Annotated in this window: 22 protein-coding genes; 3 read left to right on the top strand and 19 right to left on the bottom strand. The window is 62.8% G+C overall.

Features of this window, described 5'->3' with window-relative positions; all coding sequences use genetic code 11:
* Window positions 1–8: 8 nt before the first annotated feature.
* Together fabI and C8D77_RS18910 are read left to right on the top strand one after the other, a co-directional pair.
* The gene (gene fabI / locus C8D77_RS18915; RefSeq protein ID WP_109666399.1) at window positions 9–821 is read left to right on the top strand and encodes an enoyl-ACP reductase FabI; all 813 of its coding nucleotides are present in this window, start codon (window positions 9–11) and stop codon (window positions 819–821) included.
* A gap of 206 nt (window positions 822–1,027) precedes the next feature.
* On the top strand, window positions 1,028–2,572 hold the full coding sequence (locus C8D77_RS18910) for a putative bifunctional diguanylate cyclase/phosphodiesterase (protein ID WP_109666396.1): 1,545 nt from the start codon (window positions 1,028–1,030) through the stop codon (window positions 2,570–2,572).
* 70 nt (window positions 2,573–2,642) lie between these two features.
* On the opposite strand, the gene C8D77_RS18905 is transcribed toward C8D77_RS18910, so the two are convergent.
* From C8D77_RS18905 to rimP, 10 genes are all read right to left on the bottom strand, one after another.
* Window positions 2,643–3,662, bottom strand: a complete 1,020-nt coding sequence (locus C8D77_RS18905; protein WP_109666394.1) for a class I SAM-dependent methyltransferase — start codon at window positions 3,660–3,662, stop codon at window positions 2,643–2,645.
* Between the two features lie 88 nt (window positions 3,663–3,750).
* Window positions 3,751–5,898 carry a polyribonucleotide nucleotidyltransferase gene (gene pnp, locus C8D77_RS18900; RefSeq protein WP_109666391.1) on the bottom strand — a complete coding sequence of 716 codons (2,148 nt, stop codon included), beginning with the start codon at window positions 5,896–5,898 and terminating at the stop codon, window positions 3,751–3,753.
* Between the two features lie 276 nt (window positions 5,899–6,174).
* Window positions 6,175–6,444, bottom strand: a complete 270-nt coding sequence (gene rpsO / locus C8D77_RS18895; RefSeq protein WP_006202929.1) for a 30S ribosomal protein S15 — start codon at window positions 6,442–6,444, stop codon at window positions 6,175–6,177.
* A 181-nt stretch (window positions 6,445–6,625) separates the two neighbouring features.
* The gene (corA, locus tag C8D77_RS18890; protein ID WP_109666389.1) at window positions 6,626–7,720 is read right to left on the bottom strand and encodes a magnesium/cobalt transporter CorA; all 1,095 of its coding nucleotides are present in this window, start codon (window positions 7,718–7,720) and stop codon (window positions 6,626–6,628) included.
* A 144-nt stretch (window positions 7,721–7,864) separates the two neighbouring features.
* On the bottom strand, window positions 7,865–8,860 hold the full coding sequence (gene truB, locus C8D77_RS18885) for a tRNA pseudouridine(55) synthase TruB (RefSeq protein WP_109666387.1): 996 nt from the start codon (window positions 8,858–8,860) through the stop codon (window positions 7,865–7,867).
* Window positions 8,860–9,285, bottom strand: coding sequence for a 30S ribosome-binding factor RbfA (gene rbfA, locus C8D77_RS18880; RefSeq protein WP_109666384.1), 426 nt, complete (start codon window positions 9,283–9,285; stop codon window positions 8,860–8,862). The genes truB and rbfA overlap by 1 nt, the downstream gene beginning before the upstream one ends.
* Before the next feature lie 125 nt (window positions 9,286–9,410).
* Window positions 9,411–11,987, bottom strand: coding sequence for a translation initiation factor IF-2 (gene infB / locus C8D77_RS18875; protein ID WP_109666382.1), 2,577 nt, complete (start codon window positions 11,985–11,987; stop codon window positions 9,411–9,413).
* Window positions 11,984–12,634, bottom strand: coding sequence for an RNA-binding protein (locus C8D77_RS18870; protein ID WP_109666380.1), 651 nt, complete (start codon window positions 12,632–12,634; stop codon window positions 11,984–11,986). The genes infB and C8D77_RS18870 overlap by 4 nt, the downstream gene beginning before the upstream one ends.
* A gap of 38 nt (window positions 12,635–12,672) precedes the next feature.
* Complete coding sequence (gene nusA / locus C8D77_RS18865) at window positions 12,673–14,268, bottom strand: transcription termination factor NusA (RefSeq protein ID WP_109666377.1); 1,596 nt, start codon at window positions 14,266–14,268, stop codon at window positions 12,673–12,675.
* Window positions 14,269–14,317: 49 nt separating this feature from the next.
* Window positions 14,318–14,965, bottom strand: a complete 648-nt coding sequence (gene rimP, locus C8D77_RS18860) for a ribosome maturation factor RimP (RefSeq protein ID WP_109666374.1) — start codon at window positions 14,963–14,965, stop codon at window positions 14,318–14,320.
* Window positions 14,966–15,252: 287 nt separating this feature from the next.
* Between rimP and C8D77_RS18855 the strand changes: the two genes are divergently transcribed.
* A complete protein-coding gene (locus tag C8D77_RS18855) occupies window positions 15,253–15,417 on the top strand; it encodes a hypothetical protein (protein WP_109666773.1) in 165 nt (54 codons plus the stop codon).
* Between the two features lie 54 nt (window positions 15,418–15,471).
* Here the strand turns inward: C8D77_RS18855 and trmB are convergent, their stop codons facing one another.
* The 9 genes from trmB to miaB form a co-directional block, all read right to left on the bottom strand.
* Window positions 15,472–16,173, bottom strand: coding sequence for a tRNA (guanine(46)-N(7))-methyltransferase TrmB (gene trmB / locus C8D77_RS18850; protein ID WP_109666372.1), 702 nt, complete (start codon window positions 16,171–16,173; stop codon window positions 15,472–15,474).
* A 23-nt stretch (window positions 16,174–16,196) separates the two neighbouring features.
* Entirely contained in the window at window positions 16,197–17,462 is a 1,266-nt protein-coding gene (gene metK / locus C8D77_RS18845; RefSeq protein ID WP_109666370.1) for a methionine adenosyltransferase, read from the bottom strand.
* Window positions 17,463–17,631: 169 nt separating this feature from the next.
* Complete coding sequence (locus C8D77_RS18840; RefSeq protein WP_023811410.1) at window positions 17,632–18,051, bottom strand: helix-turn-helix domain-containing protein; 420 nt, start codon at window positions 18,049–18,051, stop codon at window positions 17,632–17,634.
* A gap of 140 nt (window positions 18,052–18,191) precedes the next feature.
* Window positions 18,192–19,784, bottom strand: coding sequence for an apolipoprotein N-acyltransferase (lnt, locus tag C8D77_RS18835; RefSeq protein WP_109666367.1), 1,593 nt, complete (start codon window positions 19,782–19,784; stop codon window positions 18,192–18,194).
* Window positions 19,785–19,887: 103 nt separating this feature from the next.
* Window positions 19,888–20,358, bottom strand: a complete 471-nt coding sequence (locus C8D77_RS18830) for a VOC family protein (protein WP_109666364.1) — start codon at window positions 20,356–20,358, stop codon at window positions 19,888–19,890.
* 16 nt (window positions 20,359–20,374) lie between these two features.
* Complete coding sequence (locus C8D77_RS18825; RefSeq protein WP_109666361.1) at window positions 20,375–21,466, bottom strand: hemolysin family protein; 1,092 nt, start codon at window positions 21,464–21,466, stop codon at window positions 20,375–20,377.
* Window positions 21,467–21,493: 27 nt separating this feature from the next.
* Window positions 21,494–21,994, bottom strand: coding sequence for an rRNA maturation RNase YbeY (gene ybeY, locus C8D77_RS18820; RefSeq protein ID WP_109666359.1), 501 nt, complete (start codon window positions 21,992–21,994; stop codon window positions 21,494–21,496).
* An 18-nt stretch (window positions 21,995–22,012) separates the two neighbouring features.
* Window positions 22,013–23,005 (bottom strand): PhoH family protein, encoded by a 993-nt coding sequence (locus C8D77_RS18815; protein ID WP_023758127.1) that lies wholly within the window; start codon window positions 23,003–23,005, stop codon window positions 22,013–22,015.
* 84 nt (window positions 23,006–23,089) lie between these two features.
* Window positions 23,090–24,451 (bottom strand): tRNA (N6-isopentenyl adenosine(37)-C2)-methylthiotransferase MiaB, encoded by a 1,362-nt coding sequence (miaB, locus tag C8D77_RS18810; RefSeq protein ID WP_425453746.1) that lies wholly within the window; start codon window positions 24,449–24,451, stop codon window positions 23,090–23,092.
* Between the last annotated feature and the right edge of the window lie 50 nt (window positions 24,452–24,501).

Here is a 24,501-nt window from a genome sequence, read left to right as displayed (position 1 = left end):
TGCCGGCCATGGACGGATTGATGAAGGGCAAGCGCGGGCTTGTCATGGGTGTCGCCAACGATCATTCGATCGCCTGGGGAATCGCCCGGAAATTATCCGAACACGGGGCGGAACTCGCCTTCACCTATCAGGGCGATGCCTTCGGACGCCGGGTCAAGCCGCTGGCCGACAAGCTCGGCGCCTCGCTGGTCGTGCCGTGCGACGTCGAGGACAGCGCTTCGGTCGCCGCCACGTTCGAGACCCTGGGCAAGGAATGGGGCGGGCTGGATTTCGTCGTCCACGCCATCGGCTTTTCCGACAAGAACGAGCTGAAAGGCCTCTACGCCGACACCAGCCGGGACAATTTCGTCCGCACCATGGTGATCTCCTGCTACTCCTTCACCGAGATCGCCCGCCACGCGGCCGCCTTGATGCAGGACGGCGGATCGATGATCACGCTGACCTATGCGGGGTCGGTCCGCGTCATGCCGAATTACAATGTCATGGGCGTCGCCAAGGCCGGACTGGAGGCCAGTGTGCGCTACCTCGCCAACGACTACGGTCCGCGCGGCATCAGGGTGAACGGCATATCGGCTGGACCGGTGCGTACGCTCGCCGGCGCCGGCATTTCCGACGCCCGCCACATGTTCTCCTACCAGCAGCGCAACTCGCCGCTGCGCCGCACGGTGACCATCGACGAGGTCGGCGGCTCCGCGCTTTATCTGCTGTCCGATCTGTCTTCCGGCGTTACCGGCGAAATCCACTATGTCGATTCCGGCTATCACATCGTTTCCATGCCGACGCTCGACGAATTGAAGCAGACCGACGGCGGGCGAGACTAATGCATGTCGCTCAAAAGTGCGCAGCGGTTTTGGGACAACGACATTTATAAAACAAAAGCTTAAAATGCCCCGACTGAACCCATTTCGACGCGACGCGCTTTAACCCGCTCAAGAAATACTTTCGCTCCAATAAAATTGGACGCATTCGCGGAAACGCATTTTAAGGACATATCCGGTAAAAGGCCCCGTACTCTGGGGATCTTTCAATGTCCACCGTCAGCAACCCGAAGCGAACACCGGTGTTCCGACTGCTCACCATAGCGAGTTCGGGTCTCGGCAGTTTCGTCCTCGGACTCTGGGGCCTGAAGCTCGGTCTCGGCGATGGCTTTGCCGGCATCTCCACGGACATGATGGTCGCGGTGATGGCCGCTCTTTGCGCACTGGCGGCGTCGGTCGCCGCGATGTCCTTCTTCGCCGGCGTCGACGAATCGGTGGATTTCGTCTTCACGGAAACCCATTTCGACAAGCTGACGGGCCTTTTGGCGCGCCCGGCGATGGTCGGCAAGATTGCCGAGGCGGCATGCTCGACAAGCCGGACCGGCGAGCCGATGTTCCTCATCGATATCGACATCGACCGTTTCAAGCAGATCAATGATGCCATCGGCTACAGCCAGGGCGACGAGCTGATCCGCGCCTTCACCAAGCGATTGAAGACTTGCATGCCGCAGCGCGCGCTGATCGGACGCATCGGTGCCGGTGAATTCGCGATTCTGCTCCCTGACAACCAGGTTTCAGGGTCCTTGGAAAGCACCGTAGAGAGGCTCATCGACGAGATGATGGAGCCCTATGATCTCGGCACGCACCTGCAATCGGTCAGCCTGTCGGTGGGCATCGTGGCGATGCCAAAGGACGGCGTCGATCCCGTCCTCATCCTGCGCCGCTCCAATCTGGCGCTGCAGAATGCACGCGCTAGCGGCGTTGGCAACTGGTCGGTCTTCCATGCCGAAATGGGCAGGGTCGCCGACCATCGCCAGTGGATCGAATCCGAACTGAATACAGCCTTCGAACGCGGTGACTTCGATCTTCACTACCAGCCGCAGCTCGATCTCCCGACCGGCCGCATTGTCGGCTACGAAGCGCTGATCCGCTGGCGGCATCCGGAACGCGGCATGATCCCGCCGATGGAGTTCATTCCGATCGCCGAGGAAACCGGCATGATCGGCCCGATCGGCGAATGGGTGCTGCGCAAAGCCTGCAGCGACGCCCGGCATCTGCCCGACGACTGCTTCGTCGCCGTCAACATCTCGCCCGTGCAGTTCATGACCAAGGACTTCGTCGGTACCGTGCGCGACACCATGACAAGCACCGGCATCAAGCCGTCGCGGCTGGAACTGGAAGTGACCGAGACGGCGATGATGCAGGACCGAGACCGCGCCGCCGCCATCCTGAAGCAGCTTGCGGATATGGGCATCTCGGTCGCCGTCGACGATTTCGGCACCGGCTATTCCAATTTGAGCTACTTGATCGACTTCTCGTTCGGCAAGCTGAAGATCGACCGGTCCTTCGTCAGCCGCCTCGATACCGATGCCAGCTCCGGCGCGGTCGTCTCGACCATCGTCGGACTGTCTCGCGCGCTCGGCGTCAGCATCATTGCCGAAGGCGTCGAGACCGAAAACCAGGCGACGCTGCTTAGGGCAGCCGGCTGCGAAGTGGTGCAGGGCTACCTGTTCGGCAGGCCGGCGCCGCTCAAAATCAGGGTTGGCGACGCGCATGTCACCGACGAGGTCCGACGCATCGCCAATCTGCATTGAGCGCGATGCACTCTGTTTTCGTTTGAGTATGATCTCTTCCGAAAAGCCGGCATCCACTTTTCGGAATCATTCAACGCCGCGCGACAAGCACCTTGAACATGCCGTCGCGAGCGAGTTCGGCATGGCTCGAAAAGGCGGCCGCCAGGATCGGCTCATAGGGAAGCTGACGGTTGGCGACCATGAACAGCCGCCCACCTGGCTTCAAGGCCTTTGCCGCCGCGCGGATCATGCCGGCGCCGATTTCCGGCTCGGCCGCCCGGCTGCGATGAAAGGGCGGGTTCATGGCAATCGCGTCGTAGCGCTTCTCGACCGGTTCCTTCAGCAGATCGACCCAGAGGAAATTCCTAGCGATCGACTGGCTGACCCCCGCCAGATTGAGCTTCGCGGCTTCGAGCGAGGCGAAATCGGCCTCATAGAGGTCGAGCGCCGGAACGCCGGGGGAGCGGGCGGCAATCTCGGCAGCCACATAGCCCCAGCCGGCGCAGAAATCGGCAATGTTGCCCCGCAAATCATTGGGCAGGTTCTCGACCAGCAATTTCGAGCCGGTATCGATCCGGTCGAAGGAAAACATGCCGGGCGCGGTGTGGAACCGGTTTTCAACCAGCAAGGCGGGATTGGCGGTCCGCAATTCTTCCGCGGCGGCCAGATCGGCGGGACGGCGCAACCAGAAGGCGATGCCGTGATATTTCGGCAGGTGGCCCTCTAGCGGCACAAGCTCGTCAATGCGCTTGCGCAGGCTGGCAATGCCATCGTCCTTGCCGCCGGCAACGACGACCAGGCCGCCCGGCGCCACGCGCTCAAGCGCCTCAGCGATGCGCACTTCGTTCAGGCCCCGGTGCCGACCGGCAAGCACAAGTGCCATATCGAAGCCGTCGCCTTCCGCTTGTGCGGTGACGATGAGGCCAGACGCCTGCAGCGCGCGAAAATCCGGCCGGAAGCCCTGCACGAGGTGAAGCGCCGCCTCGAAGCCTTCGGGCAGCCGAAAACCCGGTTCAGCGCCGAGAAACAGAGCGCGCTCGCCCTTTCCCGGCAGGGGAACAGCGTCGGCCTCAAAGGGATGAAAAAGCGTCTTCAACGGCTCGGCGGACATTGTTCGATCTCGACCTGTCTAGACGTGCTGAAAATGAAAACGGGCGCGACATACGCCGCGCCCGCTTCGATTTATGATCTCAGACCGATCAGGCGGCGTTTTCTTCGCCTTCGGTCTTCTTGTCGCGGGCGAGTTCCTTGCCGGTGGCCTGGTCGACGACCTTCATCGACAGGCGGACCTTGCCGCGCTCGTCGAAGCCCATCAGCTTGACCCAGACCTTGTCGCCTTCCTTGACCACGTCCGAGGTCTTGGCGACCCGGTCGTTGGCAAGCTGCGAGATGTGGACGAGGCCGTCACGCGGCCCGAAGAAGTTGACGAAAGCGCCGAAGTCGGCGGTCTTGACGACCGTGCCTTCGTAGATCTCGCCGACTTCCGGCTCGGCGACGATGGTGTGGATCCACTTCTTCGCTGCCTCGATCTCCTTGGCGTTGGACGAAGCGATCTTGACCGTGCCGTCGTCCTCGATGTTGATCTTGGCGCCGGTCTTCTCCACGATCTCGCGGATGACCTTGCCGCCCGAACCAATCACGTCGCGGATCTTGTCGGTCGGGATGTGCATCACTTCGATGCGCGGTGCGAACTCACCGAGTTCCGAACGCGCGCCGGAGAGCGCGTGGCCCATCTCGCCGAGGATGTGCAGACGGCCGTCCTTGGCTTGGCCAAGGGCGATCTGCATGATCTCCTCGGTGATGCCATCGATCTTGATGTCCATCTGCAGCGAGGTGATGCCGTTGGCGGTGCCGGCGACCTTGAAGTCCATGTCGCCGAGGTGATCCTCGTCGCCAAGGATGTCGGAGAGAACGGCGAAACGCTCGCCTTCCTTGATCAGGCCCATGGCGATACCGGCGACGGGCTTGGCCAGCGGCACGCCGGCATCCATCAGCGCCAGCGAGGTGCCGCAGACGGTCGCCATCGACGACGAACCGTTGGACTCGGTGATCTCCGAGACGACGCGCAGCGTGTAGGGGAACTGGTCAGCGCTCGGCAGCATCGGGCGAATGGCGCGCCAGGCGAGCTTGCCATGGCCGATTTCGCGGCGGCCCGGCGAACCCATGCGACCGGTCTCACCGACGGAGTAGGGAGGGAAGTTGTAGTGAAGGAGGAACTTCTCCTTGTACATGCCGGTCAGCGAATCGACATACTGCTCGTCCTCGCCGGTACCGAGCGTGGCAACGACCAGCGCCTGGGTCTCGCCGCGGGTGAACAGTGCCGAACCGTGAGTGCGCGGCAGGACGCCGACTTCGGAGACGATCTTGCGAACCGTCTTGAGGTCACGGCCATCGATGCGCGAACCGGTGTCGAGGATGTTCCAGCGCACGACCTTGGCCTGGAGTTCCTTGAACACCGAACCGATCTGCTCGGAGGTGTACTTGGCGTCTTCGCCTTCAGCCGGGGCAAACGCGGCCTTGACCTTCGCCTTGACGGCGTCGACGGCGGCGTAACGCTTCTGCTTGTCGACGTTCTTGTAGGCAGTGCTGAGCTCGTCGCCGACGATCTTCAGCATCTCGGCTTCAAGGGCGGAATAGTCCGGCGCGGTGAAATCGCGCGGCTCCTTGGCGGCAACTTCGGCGAGCTTGATGATCGCGTCGATGACCGGCTGGAAGCCCTTGTGGCCGAACATGACGGCGCCGAGCATCAGCTCTTCGCCCAATTCCTTGGCTTCGGATTCGACCATCAGCACGGCGTCGGTGGTGCCGGCGACGATGAGGTCGAGCTTGGATTCCTGCATCTCATCGACATGCGGGTTGAGCACGTATTCGCCGTTGATGTAGCCGACGCGCGCGCCGCCGATCGGGCCCATGAAGGGGACGCCCGAGAGCGTCAGGGCGGCCGAGGTAGCGACGATCGACAGGATGTCGGGATCGTTCTCGAGATCGTGCTGGACGACGGTGACGACGATCTGCGTGTCGTTCTTGTAGCCTGCGGCGAAGAGCGGGCGGATCGGGCGGTCGATCAGGCGGGAAACCAGCGTTTCCTTTTCGCTCGGACGGCCTTCACGCTTGAAATAGCCGCCCGGGATCTTGCCGGCGGCATAGGTCTTTTCCTGGTAATTGACCGTCAGCGGGAAGAAATCGAGGCCGGGCTTCGGCTCCTTCATCGAAACGACGGTGGCGAGAACCTTGGTCTCGCCGTAGGTCGCGAGCACCGCACCATCAGCCTGGCGCGCGATCTTGCCGGTTTCGAGGATGAGCGGACGGCCGCCCCATTCGATTTCCACTTTGTGGTGATTGAACATTTCTTGTCCTTAATATGAGGAAAGGGCCGCGCCGTTTCACGGTGCGCGGATGCCCTTTCCCTGGCTTCCTTTCTCGGGCAGCCACGGGCAAGACAACGGGAAGCTCGGGTAATTTCGGCGCGGCGAGCGCGCGAGCGTCCTGCAATCCTGCCCCATGACCGTCCATGGGCGGTTTCGAGTGCCCTCTGCACGATCGAAACCGGGTCTGGCCAGCCGATACGACTGGCAGAATGCGCGACCGGCGGGCTCTCCTGGGAAAGCCCGCCGGTCAATTCGTCAACGGCGCAGACCGAGCTTCTCGATCAACGTCTGGTAGCGCGCGTCGTCCTTGCGCTTGAGATAATCAAGCAGGCTGCGGCGCTGGGAGACGAGGGCGAGCAGACCACGGCGGGAATGGTTATCCTTCTTGTGGTCCTTGAAATGGTCGGTCAGGTTCTTGATGCGCTCGGAAAGGATGGCCACCTGGACTTCCGGAGACCCGGTGTCGCCCTTGGCGGTTGCGAATTCACCCATCAATTCCTGTTTGCGCTCGGCAGTAATCGACATCGTGTTTTTCCTTATCTGTTTGAGGAAACGGGTCGCCCTCAGCCGGGATGTCGTCCAGCAGGGGCCGGTGCAAGCAAAGCGTCTTAGCGCTATGCTGCGGCGCATATAGTGCAATTCCCCGGAAAACACCAGCCCAATTCACAAGCCGGCTTTTCAGGCCGAAATGGCTGATTTATCCTTGTCAGAGCCATTTCTTCCATTTGAAGAAGGCGATCAACCCGAACGCGACAAGCGCCATGAACAGCAGCGACAAGGGATAGCCGTAATAGGCCTTCAGTTCCGGCATGTTCCAGGGCGAAGACTCCGGATCGAAATTCATGCCCCAGATACCGACCAGGAAGGTGAGCGGCATGAAGATGACCGAGACAATGGTGAGATAGCTGATGACGTCGTTGGTGCGCGCCTGGCTCAGCGACAGGTGCATCTCGATCAGGCCGGTCAGCATGTCGCGCTGGGTTTCGACCAGTTCGATCAGCCTGAGCGAATGGTCGAGCGTGTCGTTGAGAAAGATCTTGGTTTCCGCCTTCACATAGGGCACGTCGTTGCGGATCAGCGTCGCCAGCGCATCGCGCATCGGCCACAGCACGCCTTTCAGCACATTGGCATCGCGCCGCAATTCATGCAGCTGCCGCATCTGGTGCTTGTGCGTCGAATGCAGCATCTCGTCCTCGATGCTGTCGACCAGCTCGCCAGCCGCCTCGATCGGCGGAAAATAACTGTCGACGACGGCATCGATCAGCGCATAGGCGAGATAGTCGGCGCCCCGCGCACGCAACCGGTTGGGCGCCGAGCTTTCGATGCGCTTGCGTACGGGATCGAACGGATCGCCTTCACGTTCCTGAAAGGTGACGACGAAGTTTTTGCCGAAGAAGACGGCAATCTGCTCATAGCGGTGCGACGTGACATCGTCGATCATCCTGACGACGACGAAGGCATGGTCCTCGAAGAAGTCGACCTTCGGCCGCTGGCCGGTGTTGACGACGTCTTCCAGCGCCAGCGGATGCAGGCTGAAAATGCGGCCGATTTCCTCGATCAGCTGGATATTGGCGAGGCCTGTGCAGTCGAGCCAGAGGACCGGCCATTTGTCGCAATGGGTGTTGAGGTCGTCGATGCTGGCATTTTCGATGGTCTTGAATTTCTGCGGCGAGATCAGGGTCAGCCTGAGTTCGCTGCGCCGCGCCGAAGGGTCGGCGATCAGCGTGCCGGGCGATGCACCGACAGGCGGCCGCCTTGTTTTCACCGGCGCCCGCTTCTTGATCGCCTCAGCCTTTGCCATATGCCCCTCGCGCGAGTCCCGGCTCGACATTAGAGCAGTTCACCGTTTCACGGAAACGGCGAACCACTCTAACTCTTTGTTTTGACGCAATTCCGAACGGAAAACCGTTCACACTTTTCCTGGAATTGCTCTAGACGACAGGAGTCAGCCGGCAAAGACCCGTTTGGGCTTGAACATGCCTTGCTCGATGGCGCCGATGGCGACCAGCTTGCCGCGCGCCGTGGCGCAGGCTTCTTCGGCTTCCACCGGTGCATCGCGACCACGAATGATGACCGGGTTGCCAAGGCGGATCTTGGTCGCCGCGTCGTCGCTGATGGCGATCTGCGGCAGGCAGTCGAGGGCAGCCGATGTATCGACCAGAAGCGCATCGATGGCGTTGAAGTCGATTGGCGCTTCCACCGCGTCAGTGGCTTCCGTCGTGTCAGCGACGTCCGTCGCGACCGAGCTGTCTTCATCCTGCACACCGAAACGGGCGGCTTCCAGTTCGGCGATGGTGACGAAATCCTCCGGGGTGAACGGCTCGACCTCGACCCGGCGCAATTCTGAAATATGGCCGAAGCAGCCCATGTCGCGGCCCATGTCGCGGGCCAGCGAGCGCACATAGGTGCCCTTGCCGCATTCGACTTCGAAAACCGTATGATCGGCGCTATGCTCGACAACCTCCAAACGACCGATCTCGATCTCGCGTGGCGGAATGTCGACTGTCGCGCCGTCGCGGGCCAGATCATAGGCGCGCTCGCCGGCGATCTTGATGGCCGAGAATTGCGGCGGCGTCTGCATGATGACGCCGGTGTATTTCGGCAGCAGCGCCTTGACCTCGGCTTCCGATGGACGCAGGTCGGACTGCTTCGTCACCGGACCTTCGAGGTCATCGGTCGAACGCTCCTGTCCCCAGGCAACGGTGAAGCGATAGATCTTGGCGCCGTCCTGTACGTAGGGCACGGTCTTGGTGGCCTCGCCAAGCGCGATCGGCAGCATGCCGGACGCCAGCGGATCGAGCGTGCCGGCATGGCCGGCCTTTTCCGCCTGGAACAGCCATTTGATCTTGGAGACGGCTTCGGTCGAACCCATGCCGACCGGCTTGTCCAGGATCAGCCAGCCCGAGATCGGACGGCCCTTCTTCTTGCCGCGGCGCGCCACTATTCGGTGTCCTTGTTGTCGTCTTTGTCCTGGTCCTCAGGACCCAGATCGCGTGCTACCTCGGGCGACTTCAACAGGTCGTTGATCCTGGCGAAATTGTCGAAGGAGGTGTCGAGCTTGAAGCGGAACTCCGGCATGAACTTCATCTGCCGCAGCGCGCCTGAGACACGGCCGCGGACGAATTTCGCATGCTTGTTCAGCGCCTCGACCACCGCATCGGTATCCTTGGCGCCGAGCGGCGAGACGAAAGCCGTGGCGACCTTGAGGTCAGGCGACATGCGCACTTCCGAGACCGACACCACGGTGTTCTCGATCAGCGGATCGATGATCTCGCCGCGCTGCAGGGTTTCGGACAGCGCATGGCGCACCTGTTCGGCGACGCGCAGCATGCGCTGGGATGGGCTGGATGTGGTTGGACGGGGCATTTTTCTCAATCCTGAAAGCGTGAGGCGCGGGATGGGACCGTGCCGCATGTCTCATATGGCCATTCTCAACAGACCTTGGGCGGCGGCCTTTCGACCACCGCCCGGTATGAACAAGTCACTCGAACTCAGAGTGTCCGGGTCACCATCTCCACGCGGAAGCACTCGATGACGTCGCCGACGCGCATGTCCTCGTAGTTCTGGAAGGCCATGCCGCACTCCTGGCCGCCGGGGACTTCCGAAACTTCGTCCTTGAAGCGCTTCAGCGTCTTCAGCGTGCCCTCGTGGATGACGACGTTGTCGCGGATCAGGCGCACGCCCGCACCGCGCTCGACCTTGCCTTCGGTGACACGGCAGCCGGCGATCTTGCCGACCTTGGTGATGTCGAAGATCTCGAGGATCTGCGCATTGCCGATGAAGGTCTCGCGACGCTCCGGCGACAGCAGGCCCGACAGAGCCGCCTTCACGTCATCCACAAGGTTGTAGATGATCGAGTAATAGCGGATCTCGATGCCCGCCGCCGCTGCGGCGGCACGCGCCTGAACGTTGGCGCGGACATTGAAGCCGATGATCGCGGCACCCGAAGTCTCCGCCAGCGACACGTCGCTTTCGGTAATGGCGCCGGCGCCGGCATGGACGATGCGCGCACGCACTTCGTCGGTGCCGAGCTTGTCGAGCGCCGCGTTGATCGCCTCGATCGAGCCTTGCACGTCGCCTTTGATGACCAGCGGGAATTCCTTCAGCCCGCTCGTCTGCAACTGCGACATCATCTGCTCGAGCGACCCGCGCTGGCCGGCATGCTTGGCAACCGCCTTCTCGCGCGCCAGACGCTGGCGATATTCGGTGATCTCGCGGGCACGGGCCTCGTTGTTGACCACGGCGAAGCGGTCGCCGGCCTGCGGCGTGCCCTGCAAGCCAAGCACTTCAACCGGCATCGCCGGCGGCGCTTCCTTGATCTGCGTGCCACGATCGTTGACCAGCGCGCGCACCCGGCCCCATTCGTTGCCGGCAACAAGGATGTCGCCCGGCATCAGCGTGCCAGTCTGCACCAGCACGGTGGCAACGGGACCACGGCCCTTGTCGAGCTGCGCTTCGATGACGACACCCTCGGCGGTACGATCCGGATTGGCCTTCAGGTCGAGAATTTCGGCCTGCAGCAGGATCGCCTCGAGCAGCTTGTCGAGATTGGTGCCCTTGGTCGCCGACACTTCGACGTCCAGAACTTCACCGCCCATGGATTCGACGAAGACCTCGTGGCGCAGCAGCTCGGAGCGCACCTTCTGCGGATCGGCATCGTGCTTGTCGATCTTGTTGATCGCCACGATGATCGGAACGCCGGCCGCCTTGGCGTGGCTGATCGATTCGATCGTCTGCGGCATGACGCTGTCGTCGGCCGCCACCACCAGGATGGCAATGTCGGTCGCCTGGGCGCCACGAGCACGCATCGCCGTGAAGGCGGCGTGGCCGGGCGTGTCGATGAAGGTGATCTTGTGACCATTCTTCTCGACCTGGTAGGCGCCGATATGCTGAGTGATGCCGCCGGCTTCGCCGGAGACGACATTGGCGTTGCGGATGGCGTCGAGCAGCGAGGTCTTGCCGTGATCGACGTGGCCCATGATCGTCACGACAGGCGGACGCGCCACTAGGTCCTCGGCATTGTCGGCGATGTTGAACAGGCCTTCCTCGATGTCGGACTCGGCGACGCGGCGGACCGTGTGGCCGAATTCGGTGGCGACCAGCTCTGCCGTATCGGCGTCGATGACGTCGCCCGGCTTCAGGATCTGTCCCTGCTTCATGAAGAACTTGACCAGGTCGACCGCGCGCTCGGACATGCGTTGCGCCAGTTCCTGGATGGTGATGGTCTCGGGCAGGATCACTTCGCGCATGACTTTCTCGCGCGGCTCATTATGCATCGCGCGCTTGAATTTTTCCTGGCGGCGACGCATCGACGACAGCGAACGGGCCCGCGCGTCTTCGTCGGACAATGCTGAATTCAGCGTCAGCTTGCCACGGCGGCGGTCTTCCTCGCTCTTGGTCGGCTTGGCCGGACGCGCCACTTCGGGCGTGACCGGACGGCGCACCGGTGCACCGGCACCAACCCGCTTCGGCTTGACCTCTTCCTCATCGTCGACTGTTGCCAGTTCGGCGGTCAGCGGCGCGCGGCGGCGTGCCTCTTCCTCGGCCCGACGGCGAGACTCGGCCTCGGTCTGCAACCGCGCCTCTTCCTCGGCTTGGCGGCGTGCGGATTCATCGCGTTCGCGCTTGCGGCGCTCTTCGTCCTCGGCACGGCGCTTGGCGTCCTCGGCGGCGCGCTGGCGGTCCTCGACCTCGCGCACTTTGGAGCCTTCAAGCGCCCTGCGGCGCGCTTCCATTTCACTGCGCGACAGTTCGTTCAGCACCATGCCGCCGCGTTCGACCGGTGCTGGTGGGGGCGGTGGCGGCGGCGGCGCCTTCGGCGCTTCCTGCACGACGGGCGCGGCCACAACCGCCGGCTTCGGTGTGAAGACGGGGGCGGCAACCGGCTCCGGCTTGTCGCCAGGCATCGAGAACTTGCGCTTCTTGGTTTCGACGACGACCTGCTTGGTGCGGCCGTGCGAGAAGTTCTGGCGCACAGTGCCCTGTTCCATACCGGGGCGCTTCAGCGTCAAGGTCTTCTTCGGCGTCACACTCAGCGTATTGTCGTCACCCGATTTCGTATCGCTCATTCCATATCCTCTGCGGCATCATCTTCGTCAGCAACAGCCGCAAGCATTGCCAGATCGTCCGGGGAACCGCCCCGATACCGGTCGAGCGCAACCATGCGCTTCTGGACCGCCCTGCCCGCGTCTCCCGCGAGAACGGCAGCATGTATCACATTTGTACCCCCCAATGCCAAGCTCAACTCGGCCTCGGAGAAAAGTTTGTAGGCAAGGATAGCGGGCCCGCCGAGATGGACTGTCGCCCGTCGCGCCTGGCTGATCTTGCGCACACCGTCGTCGGACGCCCCGGTCGCATGCAGCACGAAAAGCGCCAATCCGCCGCGCACCGCGCTCTCGACCTTGGTAGCACCAAGCGAAATTGCGCCTGCCTTGCGGGCAAGACCAAGCATGCCCAGAGCGTGTCTGGAAAGCAGCCCGTCGACCATGCCGCCAAGATCGGGCGGCACGACCACCTGTGCCTTGAAGGCGCGGGCAAAGAGATTCTTCGCCGCAGCCTTGTCGATATGTAGGCGGTCGGCGCTCACCCAGCAACCGCGGCCGGGCAGATTTCTCTTGATGTCGGGAACGACGGCCGAATCCGGGCCGACGACGAAACGGATCAATTCATCCGGTTCGGCTTGTTTGCGCGTAACGATGCAGGTGCGATCGTTCATCTCGTCCAGGGGCGGGTTCGGTGCGATGCGGTTTCACCTCACGCACCAACGGCTTCGTCAGCCGAGACTTCTTCGGCCGCAAGCTCGTCTTCGGTGATCCAGCCGGCCTTGAGGCGGGCAGCCAGAACCATCTGCTCGGCATCGGCACGCGCGACGCCGTGATTGGCAAGCACGCCGGGGAACACCTTGGTTTCGCCGTCCTTGCGTTCCTTCCAGCCGGTGAGGTCGTCGGCGGCGTAGCCGGCGAAGTCCTCGATCGTCTTCACGCCGTCTTCGCCGAGCGTCACCATCATGGCGGTGGTGACGCCGGGGATTTCGCGCAATTCGTCCGAGACGCCGAGCGCCTTGCGCTTGTCGTCGTGCTCGGCCTCGATCTTCTCCAGATATTCGCGGGCGCGGGTCTGGATTTCCGAAGCGGTGTCCTCGTCGAAACCGTCGATCGAGGCGATCTCGCCGGAATCGACATAAGCGACTTCCTCGACACTGGTGAAGCCTTCGGAGGCGAGCACCTGGCCGACCATCTCGTCGACGTCGAGGGCTTCCATGAACAGCGACGAGCGCTCGACGAATTCCTTCTGGCGACGCTCGGATTCTTCGGCCTCAGTCAGGATGTCGATATCCCAGCCGGTCAGCTGCGAAGCGAGCCGCACGTTCTGGCCGCGGCGGCCGATGGCCAGCGACAGCTGGTCGTCGGGAACCACGACTTCGATGCGTTCGGCATCCTCATCGAGCACGACCTTGGCGACTTCCGCCGGCTGCAGCGCGTTGACGATGAAGGACGCGGCCGAAGGCGACCACGGAATGATGTCGATCTTCTCGCCCTGCAATTCGCCGACGACGGCCTGGACGCGGCTGCCGCGCATACCAACGCAGGCGCCGACAGGATCGATCGAGCTGTCGCGCGAGATGACGGCGATCTTGGCGCGCGAGCCCGGGTCGCGGGCGACGGCCTTGATCTCGATGATGCCGTCATAGATTTCCGGCACTTCCATGGTGAACAGTTTGGCCATGAACTGCGGATGGGTTCGCGACAGGAAGATCTGCGGGCCGCGCTGCTCACGGCGCACGTCGTAAACGTAGGCGCGGACGCGGTCGCCATATTTGTAGTTTTCGCGCGGGATCAGTTCGTCGCGGCGGATGATCGCTTCGCCGCGGCCAAGGTCGACGATGACGTTGCCGTATTCGACGCGCTTGACGGTGCCGTTGACGATTTCGCCGATGCGGTCCTTGTATTCGTCATACTGACGGTCGCGTTCGGCCTCGCGCACCTTCTGCACGATGACCTGCTTGGCCGACTGGGCGGCGATGCGGCCGAAATCCATCGGCGGCAGCTGTTCGGCGATGAAATCGCCGAGCTGGGCGTCGGGATTGCGCTCGCGGGCGGAGGAAATGGCGATCTGCGTGGCGTAGTCATCGACCTTCTCGACCACTTCCATCAGCCGCTGCAGCTTCATCTCGCCGGTGTTCGGGTTGATGTCGGCGCGGATGTTGGTTTCCTGGCCATAACGCGAGCGCGCCGCCTTCTGGATCGCATCGGCCATGGCGGCGATGACGATCGACTTGTCGATCGACTTTTCACGCGCAACCGCGTCGGCGATCTGCAGCAGTTCAAGTCTGTTGGCGCTTACAACCATCGTTTTTCTCCCGAGCCTGTTTGCCGGACCTTTGCGCCCGGCAGCTCAATCATAGTTCCTGTTCGTCTTCTTCCGTGGCGTCCGCTTCCACACCCTGGGGCACGTCATCATCCGGTTCACCGCGGTGTCTTTTGGCTTCCTTGCGCGCCCTGTTGTCCTTCGACAGGGCGTCTCGGATGAGATCGTCGGTCAGGATCAGGCGCGTTTCGGAAATTGCGTCATAGGGGACCCGCACCGTCGGCTCCTCGCCATAGGCGGCCTTTTCGCGCTCGATCAGCACATCGTCTTCACCGGCCTCGACGATCTTGCCCTTGAATCGCTTGCGGTCGGCAACGACGATCGATGTTTCCATCTTGACCAGATGACCGGTCCAGGTCGTGAAATCCGATTTGCGGACCAGCGGCCGGTCGATGCCGGGCGACGAGACTTCGAGGTGATAGGCCTTTTCGATCGGATCATCGACGTCGAGCGCCGGCGACACCGCGCGGCTGACCTCTTCGCAATCCTCGACGGTCATGGTGCCGTCCTCGCGCTCGGCCATGATCTGCAGCGTCAGCCCGTTCTGGCCCGACAGATGCACCCGCACGAGGCGGAAGCCGATGCCACGCAGAACCGGCTGGACGATCAGCGCGATGCGCGCATCGATGCCGCTTTCGCGGATGATGCGATCGTCGCCCTCGCTTGCCGTTGCAGTCATTGAAGCCCTGTCGTTCTACCCGAAGTTATCGGCAGGTAATAAAAAAGAGCGGGACCGGGTGGACCCACTCTTCGTCATACCGACCAAGAATTTGAGGCTGATATAAACGATCATGGCCGGTGTTTCAAGCCCGCCGTGCAGTCCGAACAAAAGCCCTGAGGCGCCAGTGTTGCGCCAGACGCATGGCCTCCATGCGGCGAAACCCCTGTGAGCTTTGCCGTTGCGTCCCCATTTATGGTGCATCACACAAAGATGATTGCACGACACGGCACCGAAAGGGCATGACCATGACCAACCGCAAGATCTTAACCGCCATAGGCGAACTTTTCACGACATTTGGCAGCGCGGTCGCTGCCTCGCGTGCCGTGGAAGCGGGCCGCAAGCCGCGCGCCGACGACTTGCGCAGGCTTGGAATGGATCCGGCTGTCTTCAACAGGATCGGCCGTTTCTGAACCTGGCGAGTGGATGACACCCGCCTTTGCAAAGCTGGTGCGCCGTGGGCGGGCCTATGCTCTGACAAAAGTGAGATAGGCTGGCCGCCGACCCTCACGAATGGCCTTCGCCTCGTAACGCGTCCCCGGCCAGCCATCATAGGGCCGGTGCCAGTCCGCCGCCTCCGAAGCCTGCCACGCGAACGCGCCATGCGCACGGCAATGCAGCAGGGTCCAGTTGACATAGGTGTCGATGTCGGACGCAAAGCGGAATTTTGAACCAGGCTTCAGCACGCGCGCGAACCGCTCGAGATTGACCGGGCTGACGAAGCGCCGTTTCCAGTGTTTCTTCTTCGGCCAGGGATCGGGATAGAGCAGATCGATGCCGTCGAGCGAGGCTTGCGGCAGCCAATCGAGCAGCCGTGTGGCGTCGTCGTCATAAACCCGCAGATTGGCGAGCGGCTTCTCGCGCACCGCCATCATCATCTTGGCCATGCCGTTGACGAACGGTTCGACGCCGATAAAGCCGATCGCTGGCGCCTCGGTCGCGCGATGCAGCAAATGTTCGCCGCCGCCGAAGCCTATCTCGAGGTGAACTGCGCAAACCTCGGCTTCAAACAGAGTGTGCAGATCGGCCGGCGGTTCGGCCGTCAGATCGAGCCGATACGTCCCAAAACCGCTTTCCAGCGCGGCCGCCTGCTGCGGACGCATGGTCTTGCCGCGCCGGCGACCGAAAAAGGCTTCGGTCGCGCGGCTTGGTCTGTCCTTCGGGTCCATGGCGGGACTCTGCGGCGCCGCTGTCAGGCGGCGACCGCGTCCTTGAGCGCCTTGGCGAGATCGGTCTTTTCCCAGGAAAAAGACCCGTCGCGGCCGGCCTTGCGGCCGAAATGGCCGTAGGACGACGTCTTGGCATAGATTGGCTTGTTGAGATCGAGATGGCGGCGGATGCCGGACGGCGACAGATCCATCACGGTGCGCAGCGCCTCCTCGAGCTTTGCCTCGTCGACCTTGCCGGTGCCGTGCAGGTCGACATAGACCGACAGCGGCTGGGCAACGCCGATGGCGTAGGAAAGCTGGATGGTGCAGCGGTCGGCGAGTTTCGCCGCCACGACGTTCTTGGCCAGATAGCGCGCCGCATAGGCCGCCGAACGATCGACTTTGGTGGTGTCCTTGCCGGAGAACGCGCCGCCGCCATGCGGTGCGGCACCACCATAGGTGTCGACGATGATCTTGCGGCCGGTCAGGCCGGCATCACCGTCCGGCCCGCCAATGACGAACTTGCCGGTCGGGTTGATGTACCACATGCAGTTGTCGGCGATCTTGAGGTCGCCCAGCGCCTCGCGGATATAGGGTTCGACGACCTTGCGGACCTTCTTCGAATCCCAGCTCGCATCGAGATGCTGTGTGGACAGCACGATCTGCGTCGCCTCGGCGGCCTTGCCGTCGACATAGCGAACGGTGACCTGGCTCTTGGCGTCCGGCCCTAGCTTGCCGGCTTCACCGCTGCCCTCGTGACGGGCGGCAGCCAGCAGTTCGAGAATCTTGTGGCTGTAGTAGATCGGCGCCGGCATCAGATCCGGCGTCTCGCGGCAGGCATAACCGAACATGATGCCCTGGTCGCCGGCACCCTCTTCGCCCTGACGGTCGGAGGCATTGTCGACGCCCTGGCCGATATCCGGCGACTGGCCGTGCAGCAGGACCTCGATCTTCGCCGTTTTCCAGTGGAAGCCGGCCTGCTCATAGCCGATTTCGCGGATCGCCTTGCGGGCGACCGACTTGAACTTGGCCGGATTGACGACCGAATGCCCGGCGGCATCCTTGAGAATGTTGCCGGCCTTGTCCTTCTTGAGCAGCGTGTCGGGAACACGCACTTCGCCGGCGATGACGACTCGGTTGGTGGTGGCCAGCGTCTCGCAGGCGACACGGACTTTCCACGGGTCCATGCCGGTCTTCTTGGCTTCGCGATAGACCAGATCGACGATCTCGTCGGAAATCCGGTCACAGACTTTGTCGGGATGGCCCTCGGCAACGGATTCCGAGGTAAAGAAGTAGTTCTGCCGCGTCACGGGTGTCCCCTCTTGAAAAACGATCGGCAGGCTGCCGATTTTGGCGCGCCACGTGTTAGCGGGGCGAAGCGCCGCTCGTCAAGCGGTGCTTCGGCTCTGGCATGAATGTCGATGCAGTTATCTTGTGCCACCGGCGGCAACACGCCGCCGGCTCTGGCGTGATTGCGGATCAGTCGGGATCGTCCGTGGAGAGGGACTTGACCAGGTCTATGATCCTGCGGCGCACCTTGGCGTCGGCGATCTTGACAAAGGCCCGGTTGAGCTGGAGTCCTTCCGGACTGCCGCAGAATTCAACGGCGAAAGCCATCGACGCATCCTCGGCAAATCCACGGCCCGCCACGGGCTCCTGGCCGGGCGCATCCTCGAAAAAGAAGGCGACAGGCACGCCGAGTATGGACGCGATCGCCTGCAGACGGCTGGCGCCGACGCGGTTGGTGCCCTTTTCATATTTCTGAATCTGTTGAAATGTGATGCCGAGGTTTTCTCCCAGCTTTTCCTGGCTCATTCCCAGCATGTTGCGGCGAAGCCGGATGCGACTGCCGACATGGATATCAATCGGATTCGGTTTCTTCTTGTTGTCTTCTGTCATTTTTTCCTCGCCGAATTTTTTCGGCTTTCTCTATTTTTTTCCTGCCCAAACGAAGCCGGAGGCAACTGCCCCAACAGAATGATCAACCGGCTTCGAGAAATTTCAGGCGCTTACAGTATGAGTTTCTAATGTGTAGGCTGTCAATTCACCCGTAGCCTTTGCCTTACGTTCAACAATGTGGCGGCGATGGCAAACAGCAACATGATCAGCATTCCGTTAATGCGCCGTTGGCCGGGAGATATGACCGCCTGTTCGGAAATCGGGACATGGGCATCGATGGCGCCGCGGGCGTCGATAGCCAGCGCATCAACGATGCGGCCGCGCGGATCAACGACGGCCGAGATGCCGTTGTTGGCAGCACGCAGCAATGGCAATCCATTCTCCACCGCACGGATCTGGGCCTGCCTGAAATGCTGATACGGACCCGGCGTGTCGCCGAACCACGCATCATTGGTGACGTTCACAATAAGCTGTGCTGACGTTGCGTCAACTGCCACCAGATCGGGAAAGATCACCTCATAACAGATAAATGGCAGTGCGCTGATGCCGTCAGGCAGGGTGATGGCATGCCGCTCATTGCCGGCCGCGAACGTCATCGGCCCGGCAACCAGCTGCTCGATGCCGAAACGCTCGAGCAGGTCGGAGAAAGGCAGGTATTCGCCGAACGGCACCAGATGAACCTTGTCGACAGCGTCAGTGATTTCACCCTTGTCGTCGATCGCCACCACGGAGTTGTAATAGCGGCTGTCGGCATTCGCGGCCGAGCCGCCTTCCTCGCGGACGACGCCGGCGATCAGCATCTGGCCAGGTCCGAGCATGTCGCCCAGTGCCGTCAATGCGTCCGGACGCTCGGTGAAGAGGAACGGCACCGAGGTTTCGGGCCACAGGATCAGTTGCGGCTTTTCATGGCCAGGGTCCGGCGCCTTGGCCGACAGCCCTATCAAGGTGGCGAAGATACGGTCGCGCACCGAGGCGTCCCACTTTTCCGACAGGTCCACGGCCGGCTGCACGATGCGGACGTCCAGGCTGCGCGCCGCCGGTTTCTCGGGAGCGGCAAGCCTGACATAGCCGAAGCCGACATGGGCAGCGGCAAGCACGACAAACAGCGCCGCGCCGAGGCGAAGATGCCGGCGCGCGGCCAGCAGCGCCGGCAGCGCGAAAACGAACACAGCGAGCGCGTTCATGCCGATCATCCCGGTCACCGAGACGCTCTGCATCAGCAAGGGCACGGGCATGGCCGCGTAGCCGACGGCATTCCAGGGAAAACCGGTGAACAGGAAGCCGCGCAGCCACTCCGTCAGCCCGAAGCCGAAGGCAAGGGCGGCGATGCGGCCGATGTCGTTGCTCCACAGCAAACGGGCGACCATGGCCGCAAAGCCGTAGAAAAAGGCGAGCATGAAGGGAATGCCGACCACCGCGAAGGGAAGCGCCCAGGCAAAGCTATCGGCTTCGACCAGCAGGGCCGAGCCGATCCACCAGAGGCCGGCAAGGAAATAGCCGAAGCCGAACCACCAGCCGACGGCGAAGGCCGGCCGCAGGCGCCGGAACAGGCTGCCGGAGGCTTCACCGGTGGCGCCGTCGAGCAGCCAGACCAGCAGCGGAAACGAGATGAAACAGGCGGCGAAGAAATCGTAGGGCGCCTGCCCAAGCACGGCAAAAGCGCCTGCGAGAAACGCCACGAGCGCGCGCCGCCAACCCCAAAGCAGAATTATCCGGCCGGCCAGGCGCTCCATGCATACTTCCGAGTCGCGCGAATCAGGACGCAAGATTTAACAGGCCGCGGTCCGCGCTCCAAACGCCGGATGGCAAGCCGTGACGCAAGCCCCGGTCACCGCCCTACCGGTGCCAGCCGTCGATTTGAACACCGCCCAGCCGCTCGGCCTCCTCGCGCGGAACCGAACGGAGGGTCAGGGTGAAGGTCCAGACATGGCCCTCGGGATCGCGCGCCCGATACTGGCGCTCGCCGTAGAACTGATCTGTCGGCTCCTGGATTATATCGGCGCCGGCGGCCCGAGCCTGCTCGCAATGTGCGTCGATGCTATCCTTCAGTCTGACATAGACCGATTGCGTGTTCTTGCCCGAGACCGAAGCCGGGCTGGCGACATAATCGGCCCATTCGGAATCGACGATGATGTAGCTGTCGCCGAACCGCATCTCGGCGTGAACAAGTCTGCCCTCGGCATCGCTGACCACCATGCTGCGCGCGAAGCCGAAGGCTGCTTCAAGCCAGTCCAGCGCGGCACGAGGGTCCTTATAGAAAACACCGGAGCCCAGACTGGGATGCTTGAACGGGTCGTCGACAGTCATCGGGCGAGCGTAACGCTCATGCCTGCTCGGTGCGCGCGGCGCGGCGGCGGCGCTCGCCCTTCTGGCTCTGCACGATGCGCACGCGCTTGACGCGGCGCGGATCGGCGTCGAGCACGTGGAACTCGAAGCCGGGTATCGCCTGCACCACCTCGCCGCGCGCCGGAACGCGGCCAAGCGTGTTGAAGATCATGCCGCCGATGGTGTCGACATATTCGCCATGTTCGCCGGCGGCGAAATCCTCGCCGATCATCTTGGCAACATCGTCGATCTCGGCCTTGCCGTCGACGATGAACACGCCGTCACCGCTCTGGGTGATCATCGGCTCGTCGTCGTCATGCTCGTCCTCGATGTCGCCGACCACCATCTCGACGATGTCCTCCAGCGAGGCAAGGCCGTCGGTGCCGCCATATTCATCAATGACCAGCGCCATCTGCGTGCGCGTCGTCTGCATGCGGCCCATCAGATCGGAGGCAAGCATCGACGGCGGCACGAACAGCACCGGGCGGATCAGATTGAGGTCGCCAATGGTGCGCGCGAGGTCGACCTGGGCGAGGTCGAGAACCATGGCGGCCGGGGTTTTCCTGGTCGTGCGGCCCTTCTTGACGCGCGCGATCTTGGTGATGTGGGCCAGCACGTCACGGATATGGACCATGCCGCGCGGATCATCGAGCGTCTCGGAATAGACCGGCATGCGTGAATGGCCGGATTGTTCGAAGGTGCCCAGGAGATCGCCAAGCGTCGTCGTGATCTCGACCCCCTGGATGTCGGCCCGCGGCACCATGACGTCCTCGACGCGCACCTCGCGCAGCCGCAGGATGTTGTTGAGCATGGCGCGTTCGCCGGGCGAGAAGGATTCGGCATCGCTCGTCGTTTCGGCAAGCGCGCCGGCAATTTCCTCACGCAGGCTGGTTCCGTTGCGTTGCCGAAACAGGCCCAAAACGCGGTCGAACAGGGAGGGACCAGCAGGCGATGTGTCGCTGGCAGCGCTGCCGACGCTGGCAGCACCAGGGGTAACGGTACTCGGACTTGATCCCTCTTCCGACGTATCGGAAGCCTTGGTCGCACTGCCGGCGTCGGGGCGGGCGGCAGTATCTGGTTTGTCGTTCATCGTCGTCCGGTCAATTGTCAGATGTAGTTACGCGTAGGGATCGGGAATGGCAAGCCTTGCGAGCGCTGCGCGTTCGATGGCCTCCATCGCCTCGGCCTCAGTGTCGGTCTCGTGATCGTAGCCCAGCAAGTGCAGCAGGCCGTGGATGACGAGATGGGTGATATGGTTCTCGACAGGCTTGTCTTCCAGTGCCGCTTCACGCGCGACCGTCTCGGCGGCCAGCACGATATCGCCGAGCATCGGCGGCAGCGGGCCGCCTTGCGCCAGCGGAAAAGCCGGGAAAGACAAGACGTTGGTCGGCTTGTCCTTGCCGCGCCAGCCAGCGTTGAGGGTACGGATATGGGCATCGTCGGAAAAAACGAGGCTGAGTTCGGAACGGCCCGCCACGCCGGTTTCGGCAAAAGCAGCCGTGACAGCGCGGTCGACCAGCCGCGTCAGGCTTGCCTCATCGGGCCAGTTGCCCGCTTCGATCGATATATCGATGTCGACGGGAACATTCCCGCCGCCGGATCTTATGTCCTCAGGCATGAAGCCGCATCGTCAAGATCAATTCTCGGCGCCGAGGCCGCGCGCCAGTTTGGCGTCCCGGTCGTAGGCCCTGACGATTTCCGCCACCAGCGGATGGCGAACCACGTCGCCATCGTTGAAGCGCACGGTGACCGCGCCTGCCACGCCGTCCAGCACCCGCAAGGCTTCGACCAGGCCCGATTTGGTGTTCGAGGGAAGGTCGATCTGGGTCGGATCGCCGGTGACGATCATGCGCGAGTTCTCGCCGAGACGGGTCAGGAACATCTTCATCTGCATCGGCGTGGTGTTCTGGGCCTCGTCGAGGATGACGGCGGCATGCGCCAGCGTGCGGCCGCGCATGAAGGCGAGCGGCGCGATCTCGATCACTTCGGCGGCAATGGCGCGCTCGACCTTGTCGGCCGGCATCATGTCGTAGAGCGCGTCATAGAGCGGCCGCAGATAGGGATCGACCTTCTCCTTCATGTCGCCCGGCAGAAAGCCGAGCCGCTCGCCGGCCTCGACCGCCGGCCGCGAGAGAATGATGCGCTCGACCATGCCGCGCTCAAGCAGCATGGCCGCATGCGCCACCGCCAGATAGGTCTTGCCGGTGCCGGCCGGGCCGATGCCGAACACCAGTTCCGACCGTTCCAGCGCCCGCATATAGGCGTCCTGGTTCAGCGAGCGGGCATAGATCGTCTTCTTGCGGGTGGCGATCTGGGCGGCGGAGACCTTGCCCTTGCGTTCCAGCGTCGGCAGCGTCAGCTGGTCATCGGCGGCGATCGCCATGCGCACGGCGCCGTCGACGTCGGACTGGCCTATATCGACGCCCTTCTGGAGAATGCCGTAGAGATTGTCGAGCGCACGGCGCGCCTGCTCGGCGGCTGACGCCGAGCCCTTGATGGTCAATTGGTTACCGCGCGAGCGGATGTCGACGCCCAGCTTCTGCTCAAGCCTGGCGAGGTTTTCGTCGAACTGACCGTAGAGGGCGCTGGCAAGCTTGTTGTTGTCGAAAGTCAGAACGATGTGCGCCATGTCAGAAGCCCCAGATGCCGGTACCGGGGGCAGGTTCTTCAGCTCTGCTGCGCTCAACCGTCTCTCCTCATCTGCCGAGACCCCTCAGGCCAATTCGGCGAACAGGCTATTGTAACCTGTCTTCGTGATTCGCACCTGGATAATGTCACCGATTTCGCCGGCCTTTTCATCAACAATAACCGGCTGCAGCCAGGGCGAGCGGCCGACCTTCTGGCCAGCCTGACGGCCGGGCTTCTCGATCAGCGTGTCGATGGTGCTGCCGACGAGGCTCAAGCCGAAATCCTGCTGCTGTTTCACAAGCAGAGCCTGCAGCCGCTGCAGGCGCTCATCCTTGACTGTTTCCGGCACATGATCGGGCATTTCGGCGCCCGGCGTGCCGGGACGAGGCGAATATTTGAACGAGAAGGCCGAGGCGTAGTTCACCTGGCGCACCAGTTCCATGGTCGCTTCGAAAGCCGCTTCTGTCTCACCGGGAAAGCCAACGATGAAGTCGCCGGAAAGTGCGATGTCAGGCCGGGCGGTGCGGATGCGATCGAGCAGCGCCAGATAATCCTTCGCCGTGTGCCGGCGATTCATCGCCTTGAGGATGCGGTCGGACCCCGATTGCACCGGCAGATGCAGATAGGGCATCAGCGCCGGCAGATCGCGATGGGCGGCGATGAGTTCGTCATCCATGTCGCGCGGGTGGCTGGTGGTGTAGCGCAGCCGCGCCAGGCCGGGAATTTCGGCGAGCCTGAACAGCAGCCGGCCAAGGCCCCACTCCTCGCCGTTCCCGCCCCGGCCATGCCAGGCATTGACGTTCTGGCCAAGCAGCGTCACTTCGCGCACGCCGGCTTCCGCCAGGCGCTCGGCCTCCGCGACAATCTGCGCCACCGGCCGCGAGACTTCGGAGCCCCTGGTGTAAGGCACGACGCAGAAGGTGCAGAACTTGTCGCAACCTTCCTGCACGGTGAGGAAGGCGGTGACGCCACGCTTGATGACCTCGGCGCGCTTCGGCTGCGGCAGATGCTCGAACTTGTCCTCGATGGCGTAGTCGGTCTCGACGATCTTCTCGCCGCCGCGCACCCGCGCCAGCACGTCGGGGAGCCGGTGATAGGTCTGCGGGCCGATGACCAGGTCGACGGCCGGAGAACGGCGGATGATCTCGGCGCCTTCGGCCTGCGCCACGCAGCCGGCGACGCCGACCAGCATCTTACGGCCGGCCAAGGCACGTTCGGCTTTCATATCGCGAATACGGCCGAGCTCGGAATAGACCTTTTCGGCCGCCTTCTCCCTGATGTGGCAGGTGTTGAGCAGCACCAGGTCGGCCTCGCCAATGGCATCGGTCGCGGTGTAGCCGTCGGCGGCCAGCGCATCGGTCATACGCTGTGAATCATAGACGTTCATCTGGCAGCCATAGGTCTTGATGAAGACCTTCCTGGTCGCTGCAGCCGGCGCGGCGGCCATCCCTTCGGCCACGGCGTCGATGTCGTCACGCTCTATCGTGTTCAAGTCCA

Source organism: Mesorhizobium loti, from assembly GCF_003148495.1.
In the GTDB taxonomy this organism is placed as follows: Bacteria; Pseudomonadota; Alphaproteobacteria; order Rhizobiales; family Rhizobiaceae; genus Mesorhizobium; species Mesorhizobium loti.
The sequence above is the reverse complement of the archived record's forward strand: the minus strand, read 5'-3'. Positions and strand labels throughout refer to the sequence as shown.

Coding starts and splice junctions, on each gene's coding strand:
- fabI (WP_109666399.1), top strand. CDS start 9: ATGGACGGATTGATGAAGGGCAAGCGCGGGCTTGTCATGGGTGTCGCC.
- ybeY (WP_109666359.1), bottom strand. CDS start 21,994: ATGCCTGAGGACATAAGATCCGGCGGCGGGAATGTTCCCGTCGACATC.
- C8D77_RS18825 (WP_109666361.1), bottom strand. CDS start 21,466: ATGAACGACAAACCAGATACTGCCGCCCGCCCCGACGCCGGCAGTGCG.
- C8D77_RS18815 (WP_023758127.1), bottom strand. CDS start 23,005: ATGGCGCACATCGTTCTGACTTTCGACAACAACAAGCTTGCCAGCGCC.
- corA (WP_109666389.1), bottom strand. CDS start 7,720: ATGGCAAAGGCTGAGGCGATCAAGAAGCGGGCGCCGGTGAAAACAAGG.
- rimP (WP_109666374.1), bottom strand. CDS start 14,965: ATGACTGCAACGGCAAGCGAGGGCGACGATCGCATCATCCGCGAAAGC.
- lnt (WP_109666367.1), bottom strand. CDS start 19,784: ATGGAGCGCCTGGCCGGCCGGATAATTCTGCTTTGGGGTTGGCGGCGC.
- rbfA (WP_109666384.1), bottom strand. CDS start 9,285: ATGCCCCGTCCAACCACATCCAGCCCATCCCAGCGCATGCTGCGCGTC.
- C8D77_RS18905 (WP_109666394.1), bottom strand. CDS start 3,662: ATGTCCGCCGAGCCGTTGAAGACGCTTTTTCATCCCTTTGAGGCCGAC.
- C8D77_RS18870 (WP_109666380.1), bottom strand. CDS start 12,634: ATGAACGATCGCACCTGCATCGTTACGCGCAAACAAGCCGAACCGGAT.
- C8D77_RS18910 (WP_109666396.1), top strand. CDS start 1,028: ATGTCCACCGTCAGCAACCCGAAGCGAACACCGGTGTTCCGACTGCTC.
- infB (WP_109666382.1), bottom strand. CDS start 11,987: ATGAGCGATACGAAATCGGGTGACGACAATACGCTGAGTGTGACGCCG.
- miaB (WP_425453746.1), bottom strand. CDS start 24,451: ATGGCCGCCGCGCCGGCTGCAGCGACCAGGAAGGTCTTCATCAAGACC.
- C8D77_RS18855 (WP_109666773.1), top strand. CDS start 15,253: ATGACCAACCGCAAGATCTTAACCGCCATAGGCGAACTTTTCACGACA.
- C8D77_RS18840 (WP_023811410.1), bottom strand. CDS start 18,051: ATGACAGAAGACAACAAGAAGAAACCGAATCCGATTGATATCCATGTC.
- pnp (WP_109666391.1), bottom strand. CDS start 5,898: ATGTTCAATCACCACAAAGTGGAAATCGAATGGGGCGGCCGTCCGCTC.
- C8D77_RS18830 (WP_109666364.1), bottom strand. CDS start 20,358: ATGACTGTCGACGACCCGTTCAAGCATCCCAGTCTGGGCTCCGGTGTT.
- rpsO (WP_006202929.1), bottom strand. CDS start 6,444: ATGTCGATTACTGCCGAGCGCAAACAGGAATTGATGGGTGAATTCGCA.
- nusA (WP_109666377.1), bottom strand. CDS start 14,268: ATGGTTGTAAGCGCCAACAGACTTGAACTGCTGCAGATCGCCGACGCG.
- trmB (WP_109666372.1), bottom strand. CDS start 16,173: ATGGACCCGAAGGACAGACCAAGCCGCGCGACCGAAGCCTTTTTCGGT.